The sequence below is a fragment of the Amphibacillus sp. Q70 genome, assembly GCF_052055485.1.
Classification (GTDB): domain Bacteria; phylum Bacillota; class Bacilli; order Bacillales; family Amphibacillaceae; genus Amphibacillus.
Genome location: NZ_CP197171.1, coordinates 1,117,264 through 1,134,923, shown reverse-complemented (window position 1 = coordinate 1,134,923; position 17,660 = coordinate 1,117,264). Strand labels below are relative to the sequence as shown.

The 17,660-nt window shown below is 35.3% G+C and carries 16 protein-coding genes; 2 read left to right on the top strand and 14 right to left on the bottom strand.

Features of this window, described 5'->3' with window-relative positions; all coding sequences use genetic code 11:
- Window positions 1–43 precede the first annotated feature (43 nt).
- The 8 genes from ACS127_RS05305 to ACS127_RS05270 all read right to left on the bottom strand — a co-directional run bounded on the left by ACS127_RS05305 (window position 44) and on the right by ACS127_RS05270 (window position 6,750).
- Window positions 44–1,033 (bottom strand): RnfABCDGE type electron transport complex subunit D, encoded by a 990-nt coding sequence (locus ACS127_RS05305; protein WP_440897390.1) that lies wholly within the window; start codon window positions 1,031–1,033, stop codon window positions 44–46.
- Complete coding sequence (gene rsxC, locus ACS127_RS05300) at window positions 1,033–2,352, bottom strand: electron transport complex subunit RsxC (RefSeq protein WP_440897389.1); 1,320 nt, start codon at window positions 2,350–2,352, stop codon at window positions 1,033–1,035. The genes ACS127_RS05305 and rsxC overlap by 1 nt, the downstream gene beginning before the upstream one ends.
- 318 nt (window positions 2,353–2,670) lie before the next feature.
- Window positions 2,671–2,904: a 30S ribosomal protein S18 gene (gene rpsR / locus ACS127_RS05295; protein ID WP_440897388.1), complete on the bottom strand. Its 234-nt coding sequence runs from the start codon at window positions 2,902–2,904 to the stop codon at window positions 2,671–2,673.
- Between the two features lie 20 nt (window positions 2,905–2,924).
- Window positions 2,925–3,419, bottom strand: coding sequence for a single-stranded DNA-binding protein (ssb, locus tag ACS127_RS05290; protein WP_440897387.1), 495 nt, complete (start codon window positions 3,417–3,419; stop codon window positions 2,925–2,927).
- Between the two features lie 15 nt (window positions 3,420–3,434).
- The gene (gene rpsF, locus ACS127_RS05285; RefSeq protein ID WP_440897386.1) at window positions 3,435–3,725 is read right to left on the bottom strand and encodes a 30S ribosomal protein S6; all 291 of its coding nucleotides are present in this window, start codon (window positions 3,723–3,725) and stop codon (window positions 3,435–3,437) included.
- A gap of 161 nt (window positions 3,726–3,886) precedes the next feature.
- Entirely contained in the window at window positions 3,887–4,987 is a 1,101-nt protein-coding gene (ychF, locus tag ACS127_RS05280) for a redox-regulated ATPase YchF (RefSeq protein WP_440897385.1), read from the bottom strand.
- A gap of 509 nt (window positions 4,988–5,496) precedes the next feature.
- The gene (locus ACS127_RS05275; protein WP_440897384.1) at window positions 5,497–5,688 is read right to left on the bottom strand and encodes a DUF951 domain-containing protein; all 192 of its coding nucleotides are present in this window, start codon (window positions 5,686–5,688) and stop codon (window positions 5,497–5,499) included.
- A 39-nt stretch (window positions 5,689–5,727) separates the two neighbouring features.
- Window positions 5,728–6,750, bottom strand: coding sequence for a YkvI family membrane protein (locus ACS127_RS05270; protein ID WP_440897383.1), 1,023 nt, complete (start codon window positions 6,748–6,750; stop codon window positions 5,728–5,730).
- A gap of 79 nt (window positions 6,751–6,829) precedes the next feature.
- Between ACS127_RS05270 and yyaC the strand changes: the two genes are divergently transcribed.
- Both yyaC and ACS127_RS05260 read left to right on the top strand, forming a co-directional pair.
- The gene (gene yyaC, locus ACS127_RS05265) at window positions 6,830–7,414 is read left to right on the top strand and encodes a spore protease YyaC (RefSeq protein WP_440897382.1); all 585 of its coding nucleotides are present in this window, start codon (window positions 6,830–6,832) and stop codon (window positions 7,412–7,414) included.
- Between the two features lie 796 nt (window positions 7,415–8,210).
- Window positions 8,211–9,497: a chloride channel protein gene (locus ACS127_RS05260; protein WP_440897381.1), complete on the top strand. Its 1,287-nt coding sequence runs from the start codon at window positions 8,211–8,213 to the stop codon at window positions 9,495–9,497.
- A 395-nt stretch (window positions 9,498–9,892) separates the two neighbouring features.
- On the opposite strand, the gene ACS127_RS05255 is transcribed toward ACS127_RS05260, so the two are convergent.
- The 6 genes from ACS127_RS05255 to mnmE all read right to left on the bottom strand — a co-directional run bounded on the left by ACS127_RS05255 (window position 9,893) and on the right by mnmE (window position 17,206).
- The gene (locus ACS127_RS05255; RefSeq protein WP_440897380.1) at window positions 9,893–10,738 is read right to left on the bottom strand and encodes a ParB/RepB/Spo0J family partition protein; all 846 of its coding nucleotides are present in this window, start codon (window positions 10,736–10,738) and stop codon (window positions 9,893–9,895) included.
- Complete coding sequence (locus tag ACS127_RS05250; RefSeq protein ID WP_440897379.1) at window positions 10,719–11,492, bottom strand: ParA family protein; 774 nt, start codon at window positions 11,490–11,492, stop codon at window positions 10,719–10,721. The genes ACS127_RS05255 and ACS127_RS05250 overlap by 20 nt, the downstream gene beginning before the upstream one ends.
- Window positions 11,493–11,674: 182 nt before the next feature.
- Window positions 11,675–12,535 carry a nucleoid occlusion protein gene (noc, locus tag ACS127_RS05245; RefSeq protein ID WP_440898083.1) on the bottom strand — a complete coding sequence of 287 codons (861 nt, stop codon included), beginning with the start codon at window positions 12,533–12,535 and terminating at the stop codon, window positions 11,675–11,677.
- Between the two features lie 619 nt (window positions 12,536–13,154).
- Window positions 13,155–13,871 (bottom strand): 16S rRNA (guanine(527)-N(7))-methyltransferase RsmG, encoded by a 717-nt coding sequence (gene rsmG / locus ACS127_RS05240; RefSeq protein ID WP_440897378.1) that lies wholly within the window; start codon window positions 13,869–13,871, stop codon window positions 13,155–13,157.
- A 41-nt stretch (window positions 13,872–13,912) separates the two neighbouring features.
- On the bottom strand, window positions 13,913–15,796 hold the full coding sequence (gene mnmG / locus ACS127_RS05235) for a tRNA uridine-5-carboxymethylaminomethyl(34) synthesis enzyme MnmG (protein ID WP_440898082.1): 1,884 nt from the start codon (window positions 15,794–15,796) through the stop codon (window positions 13,913–13,915).
- Window positions 15,797–15,829: 33 nt separating this feature from the next.
- Complete coding sequence (gene mnmE / locus ACS127_RS05230; RefSeq protein ID WP_440897377.1) at window positions 15,830–17,206, bottom strand: tRNA uridine-5-carboxymethylaminomethyl(34) synthesis GTPase MnmE; 1,377 nt, start codon at window positions 17,204–17,206, stop codon at window positions 15,830–15,832.
- Window positions 17,207–17,660 lie beyond the last annotated feature (454 nt).

The following is a 17,660-nucleotide window of genomic DNA, read 5'->3' as shown; positions in this document are numbered from 1 at the left end:
TCGACGACTTTTAGTCATCCTAGCTGATTAGCATTTTAGCTGATCAGGAATTTTCCTGTACCGGTCTTTTTTTATGACCATAAATTCTTGGAGCAAAATGTTTATCAATTAATGGAGCCAGTCCATTCATAATCAAAATAGCAAAGCCGACTCCGCCAGGAAAATCAAATATGATTCGAATGGCTGCTGTTAAAATACCACATCCGATCGCAAATATTGTTTTTCCATCAGGGGTTAATGCACCTGAACTATAATCTGTTGCCATATAAGTAGCAGCAAACAATAATGTACCACTCAAAACATGGGTCATCATGTAGATAAAGCTAAAATCCCCATAAATAGCAGTTATTACTGCAACGGTTAGGACATATAATAATGGAATTTTAATATTTATAATGCCCCTAATCACTAAATAGATCAGACCAATAATAATGGCTAACTTCGAGGTTTCACCAACATTTCCTCCTAAGCCCGTACCAATAAATAAATCCCATAAGCTAGGAACCTCATTAGAGACTGTTGTTGAATGATGACCAATGTACTCTAACGGGGTTGCCGTCGCGACAACATCTGGCTCTGGTGTTACCCAATTAGTAATCCAAGGTGTAAAAAACACTTTTAACATCACACGTGCTGCAACTGCTGGGTTAAACGCATTTCTACCAATACCGCCGGGTAACTGCTTAATGACTAAAATCGCAAATGCACTACCCAAGACAATACTCCAGATCGGTGCTGTAACAGGGAGACTAAGTCCAATTAACATCCCTGTTACAGCAGCACTATAATCATAAATTGTCACATTGAATCCACGTACCCTTTGATATAAGTATTCAAATCCAACACTTGAAATAATACCTACTGCCACCATTAAGACAACGCGCCACCCAAAAAAATAAGTCGCTGCAATAGTTGGGAATAAGAGTGCAATCAAGACTTGTTGCATAATCCATGAAGATGTTCGTTTAGAATATAGATGTGGCGAAGGTGTCGTCAACACTTTTTCTGATATGAATAATTGGCCATCTCCCATCATTGCTCCTCCTGACGTGCACGAATCTCTTTTTTGGCTGATCGTATATTATCTAACAGAGGGATTTTTGATGGACAAATATATGAACAATTGCCACAATCAATGCAATCCATTGCGCCTAACCTCTCGGCTTCTTCAATATCACCATTCTCATAAGCTTGACTAATTAGGATCGGTTGCAAACTAACTGGACATACATTTAAACATTCTGCACATTGAATACATGGGGTACGTTCTGATCGAACGGCTTCTTCCTTTTCTAAAAAAGTAATCACTGAGGTTCCTTTAGTCACAGGTATTCGTCCTGATTTTATTGGTATGCCCATCATGGGACCTCCATGAATTACCTTACCTGGTTTAGAGCGAAACCCTTGGCATTCCTCAATTAAATGATTAATTGGTGTACCCACCCTCACCAAAAGATTTTTTGGCTCTTGAATGGGTTCACCTGTTATCGTTGTAATTCTTTTGACCGTTGGACGTCTTGATCGAATGGCTTCATAGATGGCTAACGTTGTTGCAACACTTACAACAACAGTATGTACATCTACTGGTAGACCACCTGCTGGAACTTCTCTATCTGTTAGCTTTTTGATTAGGTTTTTCTCAGATCCTTGTGGGTAAATTGTTTCGAGCTCAACGATATTAATGTGATCTACTTTATCTAATATTTTTTTCATCTCTTCAACACTATCATGTGTGTTGCTTTCTAATGCTATGTGAACCGTGCCAACAGATAAAATATCTACTAGAATTCGCACTCCATCTATGAGCTCCTTAGCATGATCAACCATTAAACGATGATCTGCGGTCGAATAAGGCTCACACTCAGCCCCATTAATAATTAAAGTATCAATTGTTTTTTCAGCTGGTGGAGATAATTTTACAGATGTGGGGAAGGTAGCGCCACCCATCCCAACTACACCTGCTTTCTCTATTATTTCTATCATCTGGTCTACAGATAGTTCTTCATCTTCACTGTATAATGGGGGTTCTTCAAGGTCTTTGTAGTCATTTTTGATGGTAATGCATGGTGCGATTCCTTTGATTGTAGGCTGATCGGAAATATCAATAACTTCTCCTGATATGGATGAATGAACATTAGCAGAAATAAAGCCAGCTTTTTCAGCGATTAATGTGCCAACTTTTACTTTATCACCTTTCTCAACAGTAGGCTCGGCTGGTGCGCCAATATGCATGGCTAGCGGAAATACGAGGTACTCTGGGACCGTAGCTTCTTCTATTGGACGATTTTCCGTTCGCTCCTTCCTATCTTCATTATATACGCCTTCTCTTTTTCTCATTAACTCAAATAACATAACATCAACCTCTCTTTCATTTGAACTTTATCATAGACTAGTTAGCAATAGGATAATCCTCTACTGATTGAAGCTTCACTTTGATCAAAGAAAATTTAATTATTTTTAATTATTCCTTTTTTCAATCATACTAAACCTGTTTTTTATGAATATTAACTGTCGATTTGTTGTTAATTAGTTAGAAAAATCGAGAAAACCCCTGCCCAGTCTTTTTTTATGCCATATCAGTGAATGACCCACAATAAAAAAAGCCTGATTTCCCTGTACTAGACAACCTGTGTCTAAAACAGAAAAAATAGGCTTTGTTTGGGTTATGATTTATTCAGCCGTAAATGGTAGTAATGCCATTTGACGTGCACGTTTAATTGCTTTTGTTAATTTACGTTGATATTTCGCTGAAGTTCCTGTTACACGACGTGGAAGAATTTTGCCACGTTCTGAAACGAACTTTCTCAACAGATCAACGTCTTTGTAGTCAATGTGTGTAATGCCATTTGATGTGAAATAGCATACTTTACGACGTCTTGAACGTCCACCGCGACGAGGTGCCATTTAAAACACTCCTTTACTTACTAAAATGGTAAATCATCATCTGATATATCAATTGGTTCTAAATTATCATTTATATTACTTTGTTGTTGATTTGATTCATTTTGACTTGGCATATGCTGTTGGTTCTGGTGTTGCTCAGATTGATAACTTCCAGACCCTTGTCCGCCACCACCGGTTGAAGCTCCTCTGTTACTATTTTTACTTTCCAAAAATTGAACAGTATCAGCTACAACTTCTGTAACATAAACCCTTTTCCCATCTTGTCCATCGTAAGATCTTGTTTGAATCCGGCCATCAACACCAATGAGACTACCTTTGCTCATATAGTTGGCTAAATTTTCAGCAGCCTTTCTCCAAACCACACAATTAATAAAGTCTGCCTCGCGATCGCCTTGTTGATTAGAAAATGGTCTATTTACAGCTATGGTAAAATTGGCTACTGCAATACCACTTGCAGTATAGCGTAAGTCTGGATCCTTCGTTAACCTGCCGACTAATACGACACGATTTAACATGAGAACCCCTCCCTATTATTGGTCGTCTTCGCGAATTGCCATATGGCGAATAATATCATCAGAGAATTTTGCTAAACGATTAAATTCATTAACCGCATTCTCATCTCCTTTGAAATTAACGATAACATAGTAGCCATCGCGAAAATCATTGATTTCATATGCAAGACGTTTCTTGCCTTTTTCATCAACTTTTGTAATCTCCGCACCATTATCAGTAAGAATTGAGTTGAAGCGTTCTACAACACTTGTTTTAGCTTCATCTTCAATATTTGGGCGGATGATGTACATGATTTCATAATTTCTCATCCGTATGCACCTCCTTTTGGTCTTAGCGGTCCTTTGATAAAACAAAGAACAAGGAGTAATAATTTTCATTACTCACAATCAAGAATTATAACAAACAAAGCCTGCTAAAGCAAGCGTTAAAAGAATTTATTTTACTGATTAGATTCCAAACAGTACTAAATCTAGACATTAAAACGAAAGTGAATAACATCCCCGTCTTTTACTAAATAGTCTTTCCCCTCTAAACGAACCTTTCCTCTTTCTCTCGCAACAGCCATCGAACGAGCATCTAGGAGATCATCATAGGAGACTGTTTCCGCTCGAATAAACCCACGTTCAAAATCTGTATGAATAATACCTGCTGCTTGAGGCGCTTTTATCCCTTTTTTAAAGGTCCATGCTCTTACCTCTTGCTCTCCTGCTGTGAAATAAGTAGCTAAACCTAATAGATGATATGTTACTCTAATCAATTGATCCAAACCTGATTCTGGAATGCCTAACTCTTCTAGAAACATTTCTTTCTCTTCGCCATCTAATTCTGCAATTTCAGATTCTACTTTTGCACTAATCACAACAACCTCTGCGTTTTCCTTATCTGCATACTCACGCACTTTTTGGACATTTGGATTCTGACCAGCTTGCAATATTTCATCTTCAGCAACATTCGCTACATATAGAACTGGTTTTTGCGTTAATAGATGTAACCCTTTAGCATATTTTTGTTGTTCATCAGTAAATTCAAGGGAACGAGCTGGCTGCTCATTTTCAAAGGCATCTCTTAACTTTGATAATATCTCAAATTCAAAGATAGCCTCTTTGTCCTTTTGACGTGCTAATTTTTCAACACGATCAATTCGTTTTAGGATGGTTTCAAGATCAGATAAGATCAACTCAAGGTTAATTGTTTCAATATCTGAAATTGGATCTACCTTCCCGGATACATGGGTAATATTATCATCCTGAAAACAACGAACAACATGACATATTGCATCCACTTGACGGATATGTGAGAGAAACTGATTACCTAATCCCTCCCCTTTGCTTGCTCCTTTTACAATACCTGCAATGTCTGTAAACTCAAATGCCGTTGGTATTGTTTTTTTCGGTTTGACTAATTCAGTTAATTTATTCAAACGATGGTCAGGTACCTCTACAATCCCAACGTTTGGATCGATTGTACAAAACGGATAGTTTGCTGACTCTGCACCTGCTTGTGTGATTGCGTTAAATAATGTCGATTTCCCGACATTCGGTAAGCCAACAATTCCTGCTGTCAATGCCATTCAATATTCCACTCCTTAATGATATTCCCCGCTCAAATGAACGTTACTTCTTTTCCATTATAATTTTCGCTAGACTAAAACTCAAGTTAATAATACTTGAATACTAATTAGTCAAATCATAGTATTATGCCCTGTAAGCTTGTTTTTTTCAAAATTACAGGGCTGTTACATGCTGTTTTTTTAAATTGTTCCACGTGAAACTTTTTATTTTATCACAGCTAACTGTTCGTAAAACTCGGGGCAACAATGGGTTTCGATGGGGCGAGTAACCGCAAATCTTTACGGTGGGACGAGTAACCGCAGTCCCAGTCCCAGTCCCAGGAGGTAACGGTTTTAATCTGCGTTCCCCTAGCTCCCACTGATTGAAGTTTCGTTTTATTTTGAGCGAACCATGGATTTCCATCTTAAAACTTGAACCGTTTATAGCCATCTTTTAGCTATATTGTTAGCTGTATAATACTTATTACGGGGCACCATATGCATTCCTCAGATTTAAAGTTAGCTTTGCTTCAATCAGTTGATTGAATTACTTTTTTAAAACTTTTTTCAAATTTCCTACGTGGTATTAAAACACTGTGGCCACAGCCTTGACATTTAATCCGAATATCCATGCCCATCCGAATAATCTTCCATCTATTTTCCCCACAAGGGTGGGTTTTTTTCATTTCAACATAGTCATTAAGCTTATAATCCTTTTTCAATTTAAATAAACTCCCGTCTAAAAGTAATTATCGTTATCTCTATTTTATCATTTTTTCCTTAAACATGTTTTGAAGAGGATAAATCATTAATCTAAATAAAATATACAAGTTTAATAAACCATATAGTGGATAAATAAGTTCAACTAAAAATTGAAATCCTACAAACGATAATGGTGTTATTAGCAAGACTAATAAAACAGCTATTTTTAACTGGCTTAAATGAATTACTGTTTGAATTCGTGAAATTAAGCCCAACATCGATCCAATTGCTGTTGTGTATATCGCTATCCATAAGATAACGGTTATCACTATCAATACCAAATTCGGAAAATGAACTAGTATTCCGTAAATCGGCATTTCATATAAATCAATTTCAGTCTCGATTAAGGTTAAACTGTGATTGTAAACCCATGATAACACACCTAAAATGGTTGCACTGATAATACTAGTTAAAATAATTTCAGTTTTTGAGCTTATCTTATGGCCCACCGCACCTAATACCGAAATAATCGGTAAAACATTGACTGATGTAAAGGATACTGCTTTGAGATAGTTTGGACTTAACACAGAAGTTTGCTCTAAATCTGGTTGTTTATTAATAAAGATGAATAATATAATAAATAAAATACTAAGTAATACCGGAATAATTATTGTATTGATGTTTATCACTTGATCGAGACTATAGCTGAATGCCCAAATAAGCATAAAAACAATAAATAAGATACCAAACCATTTGGGTACCTGATAAACTTCAAATGTGACACCGCTTCCGGCAATCATAATAATTGTTGTGAAAATTAAATAAATGATCATCATCCAATCATAAAAGTAACTAGCTGTTTTACCGACTATCGATTGTAAAACGGGTTTATAATGATTGGTTCGATGTCGATAGCTGATCGACAGAATACCATAGCTACTGACAGCAAATACTAGCGAAAATAATAAAATAGCTCGTCCACTGTTCGGTCCGAAAAAAAGCCATATCTCTCGTCCTGAAGCATACCCTGCTCCAATAACAGCACCGACAATTAAAAAACTCCACTGCATACTTTTTTTCATTAGCTATCCTCCATTTTTTACGTATAGAAATTGATTATGAATCGTATACTAATAAAAATATGATGGAGGTATACAAACTATGAAATTAACTAATCAAGCTCAATCTCGTCCGACAAAATTGAGCTTGTATTATGAAGAGCAATTCGTCTCACAAAAGATTGGTCATTTTATTTTCCAATGGCTGCCTAATCAGCTAACAGACATCGTCATTGTATGTGTTGGCTCTGATCGATCAACCGGAGACGCCCTAGGACCCATCACCGGTTCATTATTAACAAAACGTAAACAATCAAACTATTCGGTATATGGGACACTTAAAAATCCAGTCCATGCCCTCAATTTAAAAAAACAACTTAGGCAAATTAAACAGCAACATCCAAATGCTTTTGTTATCGCTATTGATGCATGTTTAGGCAAAGCTAGTTCAATAGGTCATATCAAAGCGAGTATCGGCGCACTTAAGCCTGGTCTAGCTTTAAAAAAAGAATTACCAGAAGTCGGACATCTTCATTTAACTGGAATTGTAAATGCAACTTCTCCTGTTGATTTTTTAACCCTTCAAAATACACGTCTGCATATTGTCATTGAACAAGCAGAAATTATTTCCCGTGCTTTGTTTTATTCAGAACATCTTTACTTTAATAAAACAGAGGCATCACGCTAACTAGCTCATCACCTTTTAGTGTGATTTTTATAAATAATCTTCCTAGGTTAAAGAATAACACTCTATATTGACATTAACATTCATATTACTTTAATAGATTTAACAATTGCTAATTGCTCTGAATCGGGACTAATTCCTCCTAAAAGGATATTATGATACCTTAGTGAAACTTTCACATTCAGAGAATCTATAACCGTTTGAAATCCAGATAGGATTTCAAATGGTTTTTTTATTAACCATAACGCTTTAAATCAAACACTTTAATGGATTTTACATTTAGTTTTGACTCAACTTTCTCACACTAAAATCAGTCATTCTCCCTTGCTAGTATATTTATAAGACCAATCATTCAATAGCCAGATTGACTTGTTGCACGGAGGTTTGGCTCGATGTTCTTACACATATAAAAAGCTACTTCGTTCCAAAAAGTAATGGGCTCGCTTTTCACGGAGATTGAGAGCTACAGGACGTGGCGAACTTAACCTACCTTCAGGAAAGCGAAGCATAGCTCACCTGCGGATCTCAATCGAAAGTAGAGGGTTGGCAATCGAAAAATCTAGCTACAAAGTCAACATTGATACTTAATCGTCGATCAACTCTTAGATCATCTTGACTAAGCATGAAAATTCAGATGAGAAAATTGAAGTTTTTATAAATGATAATGATACGCATCTTAAAAAATCTAGCACAGTAAATAAAAAATAACTCACAGAAATTATTCTATGTTAAAATGATTTCTAACTAATTTCATTATTCAATGAAATAGTAGTCTCTGGCAGAGAGGAGCTTAATATATATGCGATTAATAAACAAATATTTTAATAATTTTATGTGCAAATGGATGTTTCTCGCTACAATAGTTGGTATTTGTGGTGGTATATCTGCTTTAGTTCTAAATGCAGCCATTGATTCAGTTTCTTTCATCGGGCAACGTGTTCCTGTTTGGATTGCTCCCATGATTGGTGGTATAGTTGTAACTTGTTTATTTAAGTTAGATAAGAATATACCCGGCTCTGGATCCCCAAAATATATTGACGCAGTTAATCTAGATCAAGGAAGTATTTCGCAACGAACGTGGTTAACAAAGTTATTAGCAACATCTGCTACAATCGGTTTTTCTGGAAGCGGCGGCGTAGAAGGTCCTATGTTACTCATGGGTGGGAGCTCAGCGAATTTTTTTATCAAGCTTCCCTTTTTCCATCGTTTGTTAGATAAAGAAGACAAACGTATCTTAACCATTTGTGGTGCTGCGGGTGCGATTGGGGCCATTTTCCGATCACCACTTGGTGGTGGAATTTTTGTAACTGAATTACTTTATAAATCGTCCTTGCACTATAATGATATGTTTCCAGCGATTTTATCATCAACGGTTGGTTTTATTGTATATAGTACATTTGGCAGTGCAACACCTATGTTTTCAATGTCAGATTATCTCACCAATCCAGCTAATATTTTTTACTATATATTAGCTGGTGTCCTTGCTGGATATGCATCCGTTTGGTTTATGAAATTGTTTCACAAAATAGAGCATATTGGTGATTGGCTTTATAAGCGTGGCATACAGCATTATCTACCTGTTTTAGGTGGTGGATTGACAGGTTTTTTATTAATCTTCTTTCCAGACGTAGGTGGTACCGGAACAGGATTTATTCAGCATATAATTGATCACTCATTTGAAACATCATTCTTAATTATGATTTTATTAGCTAAAATGTTAGCTAGTTCATTCACAATTGGCTTTCGTGGAAGTGCAGGTCTTGTTATTCCTGCTTTATTCATTGGTGCAGTATCAGGTGGTATTTTAAGTAATTTTCTTACTGTTGCAAACAGTGGTTTAAATAACGCCCTAGTCATTTCAGGTATGGCTGCTAGCTTAGCTAGTATTGCTAATGTACCCATAGCTGCTGCTGTGATGCTGATTGAAATGGTTGGTTTACAGGTTGGTGGATCTGCAGTCGTTGGTAGTGTGGTAGGTTATGCTATTGGACATAAACGTATGATTTACATGAATATGCACCATGATACTCCAAATTATCGAGCAGCTAAGGAATTTAGAAAACTCGATCGTTATTTTGAATCTTAGTAAGGGATTGAAAATGAATGCATTAACTCGTCTCTTCAAGTGATGGGATTCATTTTTTATTTAATAATTGATATGATGCTCTCTTTAAATGGTTATCTCATTAATTTTACCTTCTGTTAACTGTTTATCGGATTTTCGATTAATTATTACTTACATAACTTCTTTTCTAATCGGGGAAACTGTTAGTTAATTTCTATAGATGTTCCACGTGGAACATCTATAGAAGGTCAACTCATAAAAAAACTGGACTATGCTCTGTAGCCTGTCGCAATAATGAATTGTTTCATTTGCTGAGGTTTCGCATAAAACGAAACTTCAATCAGTGGGAGTTTTACGGACGGTTATCTGTGATAAATCCAGTAATAAGATTAAATCCATGATCATTAAACGGCTTACTATTTCTTTAACATTTCAATGATTCGATCAAGGTCTTCGTTATTGAAAAATTCAATTTCAATCTTCCCTTTTTTCTTACCTCTTTGAATCTTAACACTCGTTCCTAAAAAATCACGTAATCTGTTTTCATGTTCTGTAATAAATAGATCTTTCTTTTCTTTACGCTTTGTCGTTTGAGGTTTATGATCATTTAATTGTTGAATAAGCAACTCAACTTGTCTAACATTTAAATTTTCTTTCGTTATTTTTTGAATAACACTTGTTAGTTTATCCTTTTCCTTTAATCCCAATAGTGCACGACCATGTCCCATCGATAATTCACCATTATTAATCATCGCTGTTACTTGTGCAGGTAATTGCAGTAATCTAACTTGATTAGCAATATGTGGTCTGCTTTTACCGAGTTTCTTGGATAAATCCTCTTGTGTTAATTCATATGATTTCATTAAATTAACATATGCTTGAGCTTCTTCAATTGGTGTTAAATTTTCACGTTGTAAATTCTCCAGAAGAGCTAACTCCATCATCTTCTGATCATTCAATTCTTTAACAATAACAGGAATGGTTTCTAAACCTGCTTCTTTAGCTGCTCGGAAACGACGTTCACCTGCAATGATTTCATAACCTTTAATCGCTTGTCTAACAAGCAAAGGCTGGATAATGCCATGTTCTAAAATCGAATTCTTCAATTCTTCAATTGCTTCAACTTGAAAGGTCTTCCGTGGTTGATATGGGTTTGGTCGACAACTAGATATGTCTAACTCGATAACTTGCTCTAAATCTTCTTCCTGCTGATCTAATTCAGGAAAAAAAGCATTAATTCCTTTACCTAACCCTCTCGCCATTGGCAATCACTTCCTTCGCTAACTCAAGATAAACTTCAGCACCTTTTGATTTTGAATCATAAGTAATAATTGGTTGACCATAGCTTGGTGCTTCCCCTAAACGAACATTTCTTGGAATGATCGATTTATAAACTTTATCTTGAAAGTACTTTTTGACTTCCTCAATAACTTGTAAACCTAAATTAGTTCGAGCATCAAGCATTGTCAGTAAGACACCTTCAATTTTCAATTGTTTATTTAGATGTTTTTGAACCAATCTAACGGTGTTTAATAGTTGGCTTAAACCTTCCAATGCATAATACTCACATTGAACTGGAATAATAACACTATCAGCGGCTGTTAATGAATTAAGCGTTAGAAGTCCTAATGATGGTGGACAGTCAATAATAATGTAATCATATTGATCAATTGATGGTTCTAAAGCCTTTTTTAGTCTTACTTCTCTTGATATTGTTGGTACTAATTCAATCTCTGCACCAGCCAATTGTATCGTAGCTGGTATGACATCTAAATTAGGAATATTTGACGAAACAGATACATCTTCGGTTGTTAAATCTTCAATCAAGACATTATAAATACATTGATCAATATCTGCTTTATTAATACCGATTCCACTTGTAGCGTTACCTTGTGGATCAATATCTACTAATAATGTTTTATTTCCTAAATGCGCTAATCCTGCACTCAAATTAACTGCTGAGGTTGTTTTTCCTACACCGCCCTTTTGATTTGTTACGGCGATTACTTTTCCCATCATGTCACCTACCTAATTAAAAACTCTTCTTTTCTATTCTATCACTTTTTTTAAAAATAAACATCGTTATTAAAATGTTATTCTCTAATATTGATAGATTTACGTAATTTGTCCTAGTCAAATCACTTCCCTTTTGTGATAAATAAAAACCTATCTTAGCAAAAAAGATAGGTTCTAAAGTATTAATTCTTTTTATTCTTCGCAATTTTTATTGTAATTTGATAGTATTCTTCTAGGTCCTGCTCCTCAGTCTCTAAGTCTACACCTGTATCAGATACCATATTAAGCGACTGTCGAATAGTATTCATTGCAATCCGCATATCTTTATTAAATCCTTTTAGTTTCGGTTTTTTCTTTTTCGGTTCTGCTGAAAGGATTTTTTCAATTCTTGCTTCTGTTTGTTTGACATTCAAATGTTTATTTATAATTTCAGTTAAGAGTGCTGCTTGCTTTTCCTCATCTTTTAAAATAATTAATGCTCTGGCATGGCGTTCCGTAATCGATTTGTTTAAAATTGCTGTTTGAACGGCTTCTGGAAGCTTTAATAATCTAAGTTTATTGGCAATTGTCGATTGGCTTTTCCCAAGTCTCTGAGCTAAAGCTTCTTGAGTGAGCTCATGGATATTTAAAAGTCTTTCATATGCCTTTGCCTCTTCAATAACTGTAAGTTCCTCACGTTGTAGGTTTTCTATTAGTGCAACAGATGCTGTTTCCTTATCATTCATCTGGCGTATAATTGCAGGGACTGTCTCCCAACCTAAGTCCGTTACTGCCCGATAACGACGTTCCCCGGCTATGATTTCATATTTTTTATCTGAATCGTCGATCTCTCTAACAACAATCGGTTGGATCATTCCGTGAGTATGTATAGTCTGGGCTAACTCTAAAATTTTCTCTTGATTAAAAATGGTCCGAGGCTGATACCGGTTTGGTGTAATTTCATTAAGTGAAATTTGTACAACCTCATCTTGACTATACGATTCTTCTTCCATCGGTTCTTCTTTATCACCGATACCAAATATCCGACTAAATGGAGGTAATATAATAAACACCACCTTTTCTTTCAATTTCTCTATTTAATTTTCATGAATAAGAGCATTAAATGTTTCACGTGAAACATTTAGTTAAACTTTTCTTCGTTTAATAAAGGAGTTATGACTAATAATATACTTCTACCATTCTATCATAAATTCCTTTAATATCATAAAGATTATCAAAATTTATCGTAAATTAACTAATTGTCTAACCCTCCTTACAGAATAGATAGAAATTCAAAGTGCTGTATATGAAAGTTCGACTCAATTCTTACAATAATCGTTATTTGAAACACCATTTATTAGTCATACCTTTTAGTTATATTCTCTTAAGTGAATTGCTTCACCATTATTTTAAAAAATGATGGCTTACTAAAATTTTGTAGATAAATGGGGTTTTTACTATCAACCAAACACCCATGAAGCTTTACTACTCGATATTTGTTAAATCATCCCACACAGTTCCTGTCTTATATAAGAATGTATGTTCTTATTATATCATAATTATTAAAATTTGGCTGTTATCATTTTTAAAATTCCTATGGTTAATGGCTTTCTTTTAACTAGATAAGATTATTTTTTAGAAAGTAGTTAAAAATCCACTCAGCTCCCTGAGTGGATTTAATGGTTATATTAAAGGTAATTTATTCGGCATCCCTGGTTTTCTCGGGTATTTTTTTGGTGTTGTTTTAATCTTATTAATGATAATAATATGGCGCTCTCCTTGATCACCGGGCAAATTAATTGGATATAAATCTTCCAATTCGCCACCTAATAATTTAATCGCATGATCGGCTTCTTTCAGTTCAATTTGAGCATTGGGACCTTTTAAAGCAATAAATTTCCCATTTGTCTTCACTAAAGGAAGGCATAATTCACTTAAAACAGTCATTTTTGCCACTGCCCTAGCAGTAACAAGATCAAATTGTTGTCGAAAGTTTTTATTTCGGGCAAATGACTCTGCACGATCATGATAAAAAGTAACCTCAGTTAATCCTAACTCTGACGCCAAATGATTTAAAAAAGTAATTCGCTTTTTTAACGAGTCTACAATCGTCACCTTCATATGCGGAAAACAAATTTTTAATGGCAGACTAGGAAAGCCAGCCCCAGCTCCTACATCACAAATGGTTAATGGCTTACTTAAATCTAGATAAAAACTTGCAGTAATCGAATCATAAAAATGTTTTAAATAAACCTCAGATTGCTCTGTAATAGCTGTTAAGTTCATTTTTTCATTCCATTCAACTAAAGTTTTAAAATAGATTTCAAATTGATTAATTTGATCTTCAGATAACGCTATGCCCTTTTCTTTAAGCTTTTCGACAAAATGTTCAAGCTTCATAGTGACTTCCTTTCCCTAAATCCTTATTGTTCTTTAAACCATCAGATTGTTTTTGCAATTTGACCCTGCTCAATATAAACAAGCAAAATAGAAATATCAGCGGGATTTACCCCTGAAATTCGAGAAGCTTGACCAACTGATAATGGCTGAACCTTTTTTAATCTGTGTTTAGCTTCAGTTGCTATTCCAGTTATAGCATCATAATCAATATTTTCTGGTATACTTTTCTCCTCCATCTTCTTCATTCGCTCAACTTGTTGCATTGACTTTTCAATATAACCTTGGTATTTAGCTTGTATTTCAATTTGTTCAATAACATCGGCTGGTTTTTCAATTGGCGCCGGAGCAAATTGATTAATAATTTGATAATCTACTTCTGGTCTTTTCATAAAGTCTAATGCTTTGATGGGTTCTTTTAAGCTACTTCCACCGACTTGTTTTAAAACTTCATTTAAAGCTTCGGACGGTTTAATCGTTGCTTTCTTTAACCTTTCTTGCTCTTCTTTAATCAAAGTTAGCTTTTCTTGAAAAACTTGATAACGTGACTGATCAACTAACCCGATTTGGTAACCGATTTCTGTTAATCTTAAATCAGCATTATCATGGCGTAACAGCAAACGATATTCAGCTCGTGAAGTTAATAATCGATAGGGTTCACTCGTTCCTTTCGTTACTAAATCATCAATGAGTACCCCAATATAAGCTTGCGAACGATCTAAAATTAAAGTTTCCAGTTCTAATGCATGAGCAGCAGCATTAATTCCTGCCATTAATCCTTGTCCAGCAGCTTCTTCATAACCCGATGTTCCATTAATTTGACCTGCTGTAAATAAACCACTAATATTTTTAACTTCTAAAGTAGGCCACAACTGAGTGGGGACTACCGCATCATATTCAATCGCATAGCCAGAACGCATAATTTCTGCTTTTTCCAGTCCATCAATAGTTCGCACCATTTTCTCTTGGACAAATTCAGGCAGTGAAGTTGAAAGACCTTGAACATAAACTTCCTCTGTTTTGCGCCCTTCTGGTTCCAAAAATATTTGGTGACGTGGTTTATCATGAAAACGAACCACTTTATCTTCAATTGACGGGCAATATCGTGGACCAGTTCCTTTGATCATACCAGAATACATTGGAGAGAGATTTAAATTATCATCAATCAATTGATGTGTATTTTCATTTGTATAGGTTAACCAACATGGTATTTGCTCGATTAGCTGTTCTTTTGTTTCATATGAAAAGTGACTTGGATTTTCATCACCAGGTTGAATCTCTGTTTTTGTGTAATCAATTGTTTTTGAATTGACTCTTGGTGGTGTCCCTGTTTTAAATCGAACTAGCTTGAACCCTAACTCTTCTAGATTCTCTGACAGTTTAACCGACGGTCGTTGGTTGTTGGGACCACTTTGATAAGAAATATCACCTAGAATCACACTACCACGCATAAAAGTACCTGTGGTGATGATGACTGATTTCGCATAATAAGCAGCTTTTGTTTCAGTAATCACACCTTGACAAACGCCATCTTCCACAATTAGCTTCTCAACCATAGCTTGGCGAATGGTTAAATCGTCTAATAATTCAAGTTGATGTTTCATTTCTTGAACATATAGAGGCTTATCTGCTTGAGCTCGTAGGGCTCTTACTGCTGGTCCTTTTCTGGTATTTAACATACGCATTTGAATATAAGTTTTATCAATAACTTTACCCATTAAACCTCCGAGTGCATCAATTTCTCTGACGACCACTCCTTTTGCAGGTCCTCCAATTGATGGATTACATGGCATAAAGGCAATCATGTCTAAATTTAAGGTCAACATTAAGGTTTTGGCACCACGTTTAACGGCTGAGTTAGCAGCTTCAACACCAGCATGTCCAGAACCGATGACAATAACATCATAATGACCTGCATCATATATCATTTTTTTCACTCCTTAACTAAAAAATATAATATTTTATTTCCCTAAACAAAATTGTGCAAACAGTTGATCAATTAAACTATCTTGAACAGTATCGCCGATAATTTCCCCAAGAATTTGCCAAGTCCTAGTGACATCAATCTGGATAAGGTCCATTGGCATACCTGCATTAATTGCTCCTCTCGCATCATCAAGTGCAGTCAATGCCTGCTTTAGTAACTGAATATGACGAACATTAGAAACATAAGATAAATCATCTGCTTCTAATTGTCCTGAGAAAAATATATTTGCAATCGCCTCTTCTAGATCATCAATTCCTTCTTCTTCAATTAATGAAGTCGAAATAACGGGATGATTTTTCACTAACTGCTTGACTTTAGTTTGGTCAAGCTTAGTTGGAAGATCTGTTTTATTTATTAAGACAATCAGCTCTAAATCATTGACTAACTCCAGTAATTGATAATCCTGCTCAGACAATGGTTCATTATTATTTAATACAAGTAAAATTAAATCAGCTTCTTTTAAAACTTGACGCGATCGTTCTACTCCTATTTTTTCAATGATATCTTCTGTTTCACGAATACCTGCTGTGTCAACAAGTCGAAGTGGGACACCACGAATATTAACGTACTCTTCAATTATATCACGTGTTGTTCCAGGTATATCAGTAACAATCGCCTTATTTTCTTGAACAAGAGCATTCATGAGTGAGGATTTACCAACATTAGGCTTGCCAATAATCGCGGTCGAAATGCCCTCTCTTAGTATCTTCCCTTGCTTAGCCATTGATAATAGCTTTTCTATTTCATGATAAACAGCGGTTGTTTTTTCCAATAATACTGTTTGGGTCATTTCCTCAACATCATCATATTCTGGGTAATCTATATTAACTTCAACATGGGCAACCGTTTCAATTAAATCTTGACGCAAGCGTTGAATCAATTTTGATAATCTGCCATCAAGTTGTTGAATAGCCACATCCATCGCTCGATCTGTTTTTGCTCGAATTAGATCCATTACCGCTTCGGCTTGGGATAAATCAATTCTACCATTTAAAAAAGCTCGCTTCGTGAACTCACCTGGCTCGGCTAATCGTGCACCTAATTGCAACACTAGTTCTAACAATCGATTAACAGATGCTAACCCACCATGACAATTAATTTCAACAACATCTTCTCGAGTAAATGTTTTTGGAGCCTTCATCACATTTACCATAACCTCTTCAATCATTTCGTTTGTTTCCGAATCAATAATTTTACCATAATGAATGGTATGAGAATTTACCTTTGATAAATCTCGGCCTGAAAAAATCTTATTTGTGATTGTTAAAGCTTGGTCCCCACTTAAACGAACAATCGCAATCGCTCCTTCTCCAAGCGGTGTTGATATAGCCGCAATTGTATCGAAATCCATTTTCGTCACCTCCAACATTAAATTGACTCTATTTATTAGAAAAACATGCTTTTACTCATTTTTAAATAAAAGTATATTAGTTTTCTTTTACTTAAGGCTTTAAAATATCTACTTTTCCTAGGACGCAGAACCAGCACAGCACATTCCTGCGACACGAATGCTCCATCGTATTCCTTGCTGCGGTTACTCGTCCCATCTTAGTGATTTGGGACTGCGGTTACTCGTCCCATCGAAAATATTTGCTGAGTTTTTATTTGATCTTAATGTAAAAGAAAATTTAGTAAAATAATTAGTTTCACTAACGTTATAGAGTATCATAAAAAAAAGAAAAATGAAACGTATTTATACTATCCAACTTTTCCACTTCCCTCACTATTTATCCACATTATAGAATACACATAAAACTTAACTATTTTTATTCACATGTTAACAAAAAAGCAATATAAGAAAATTC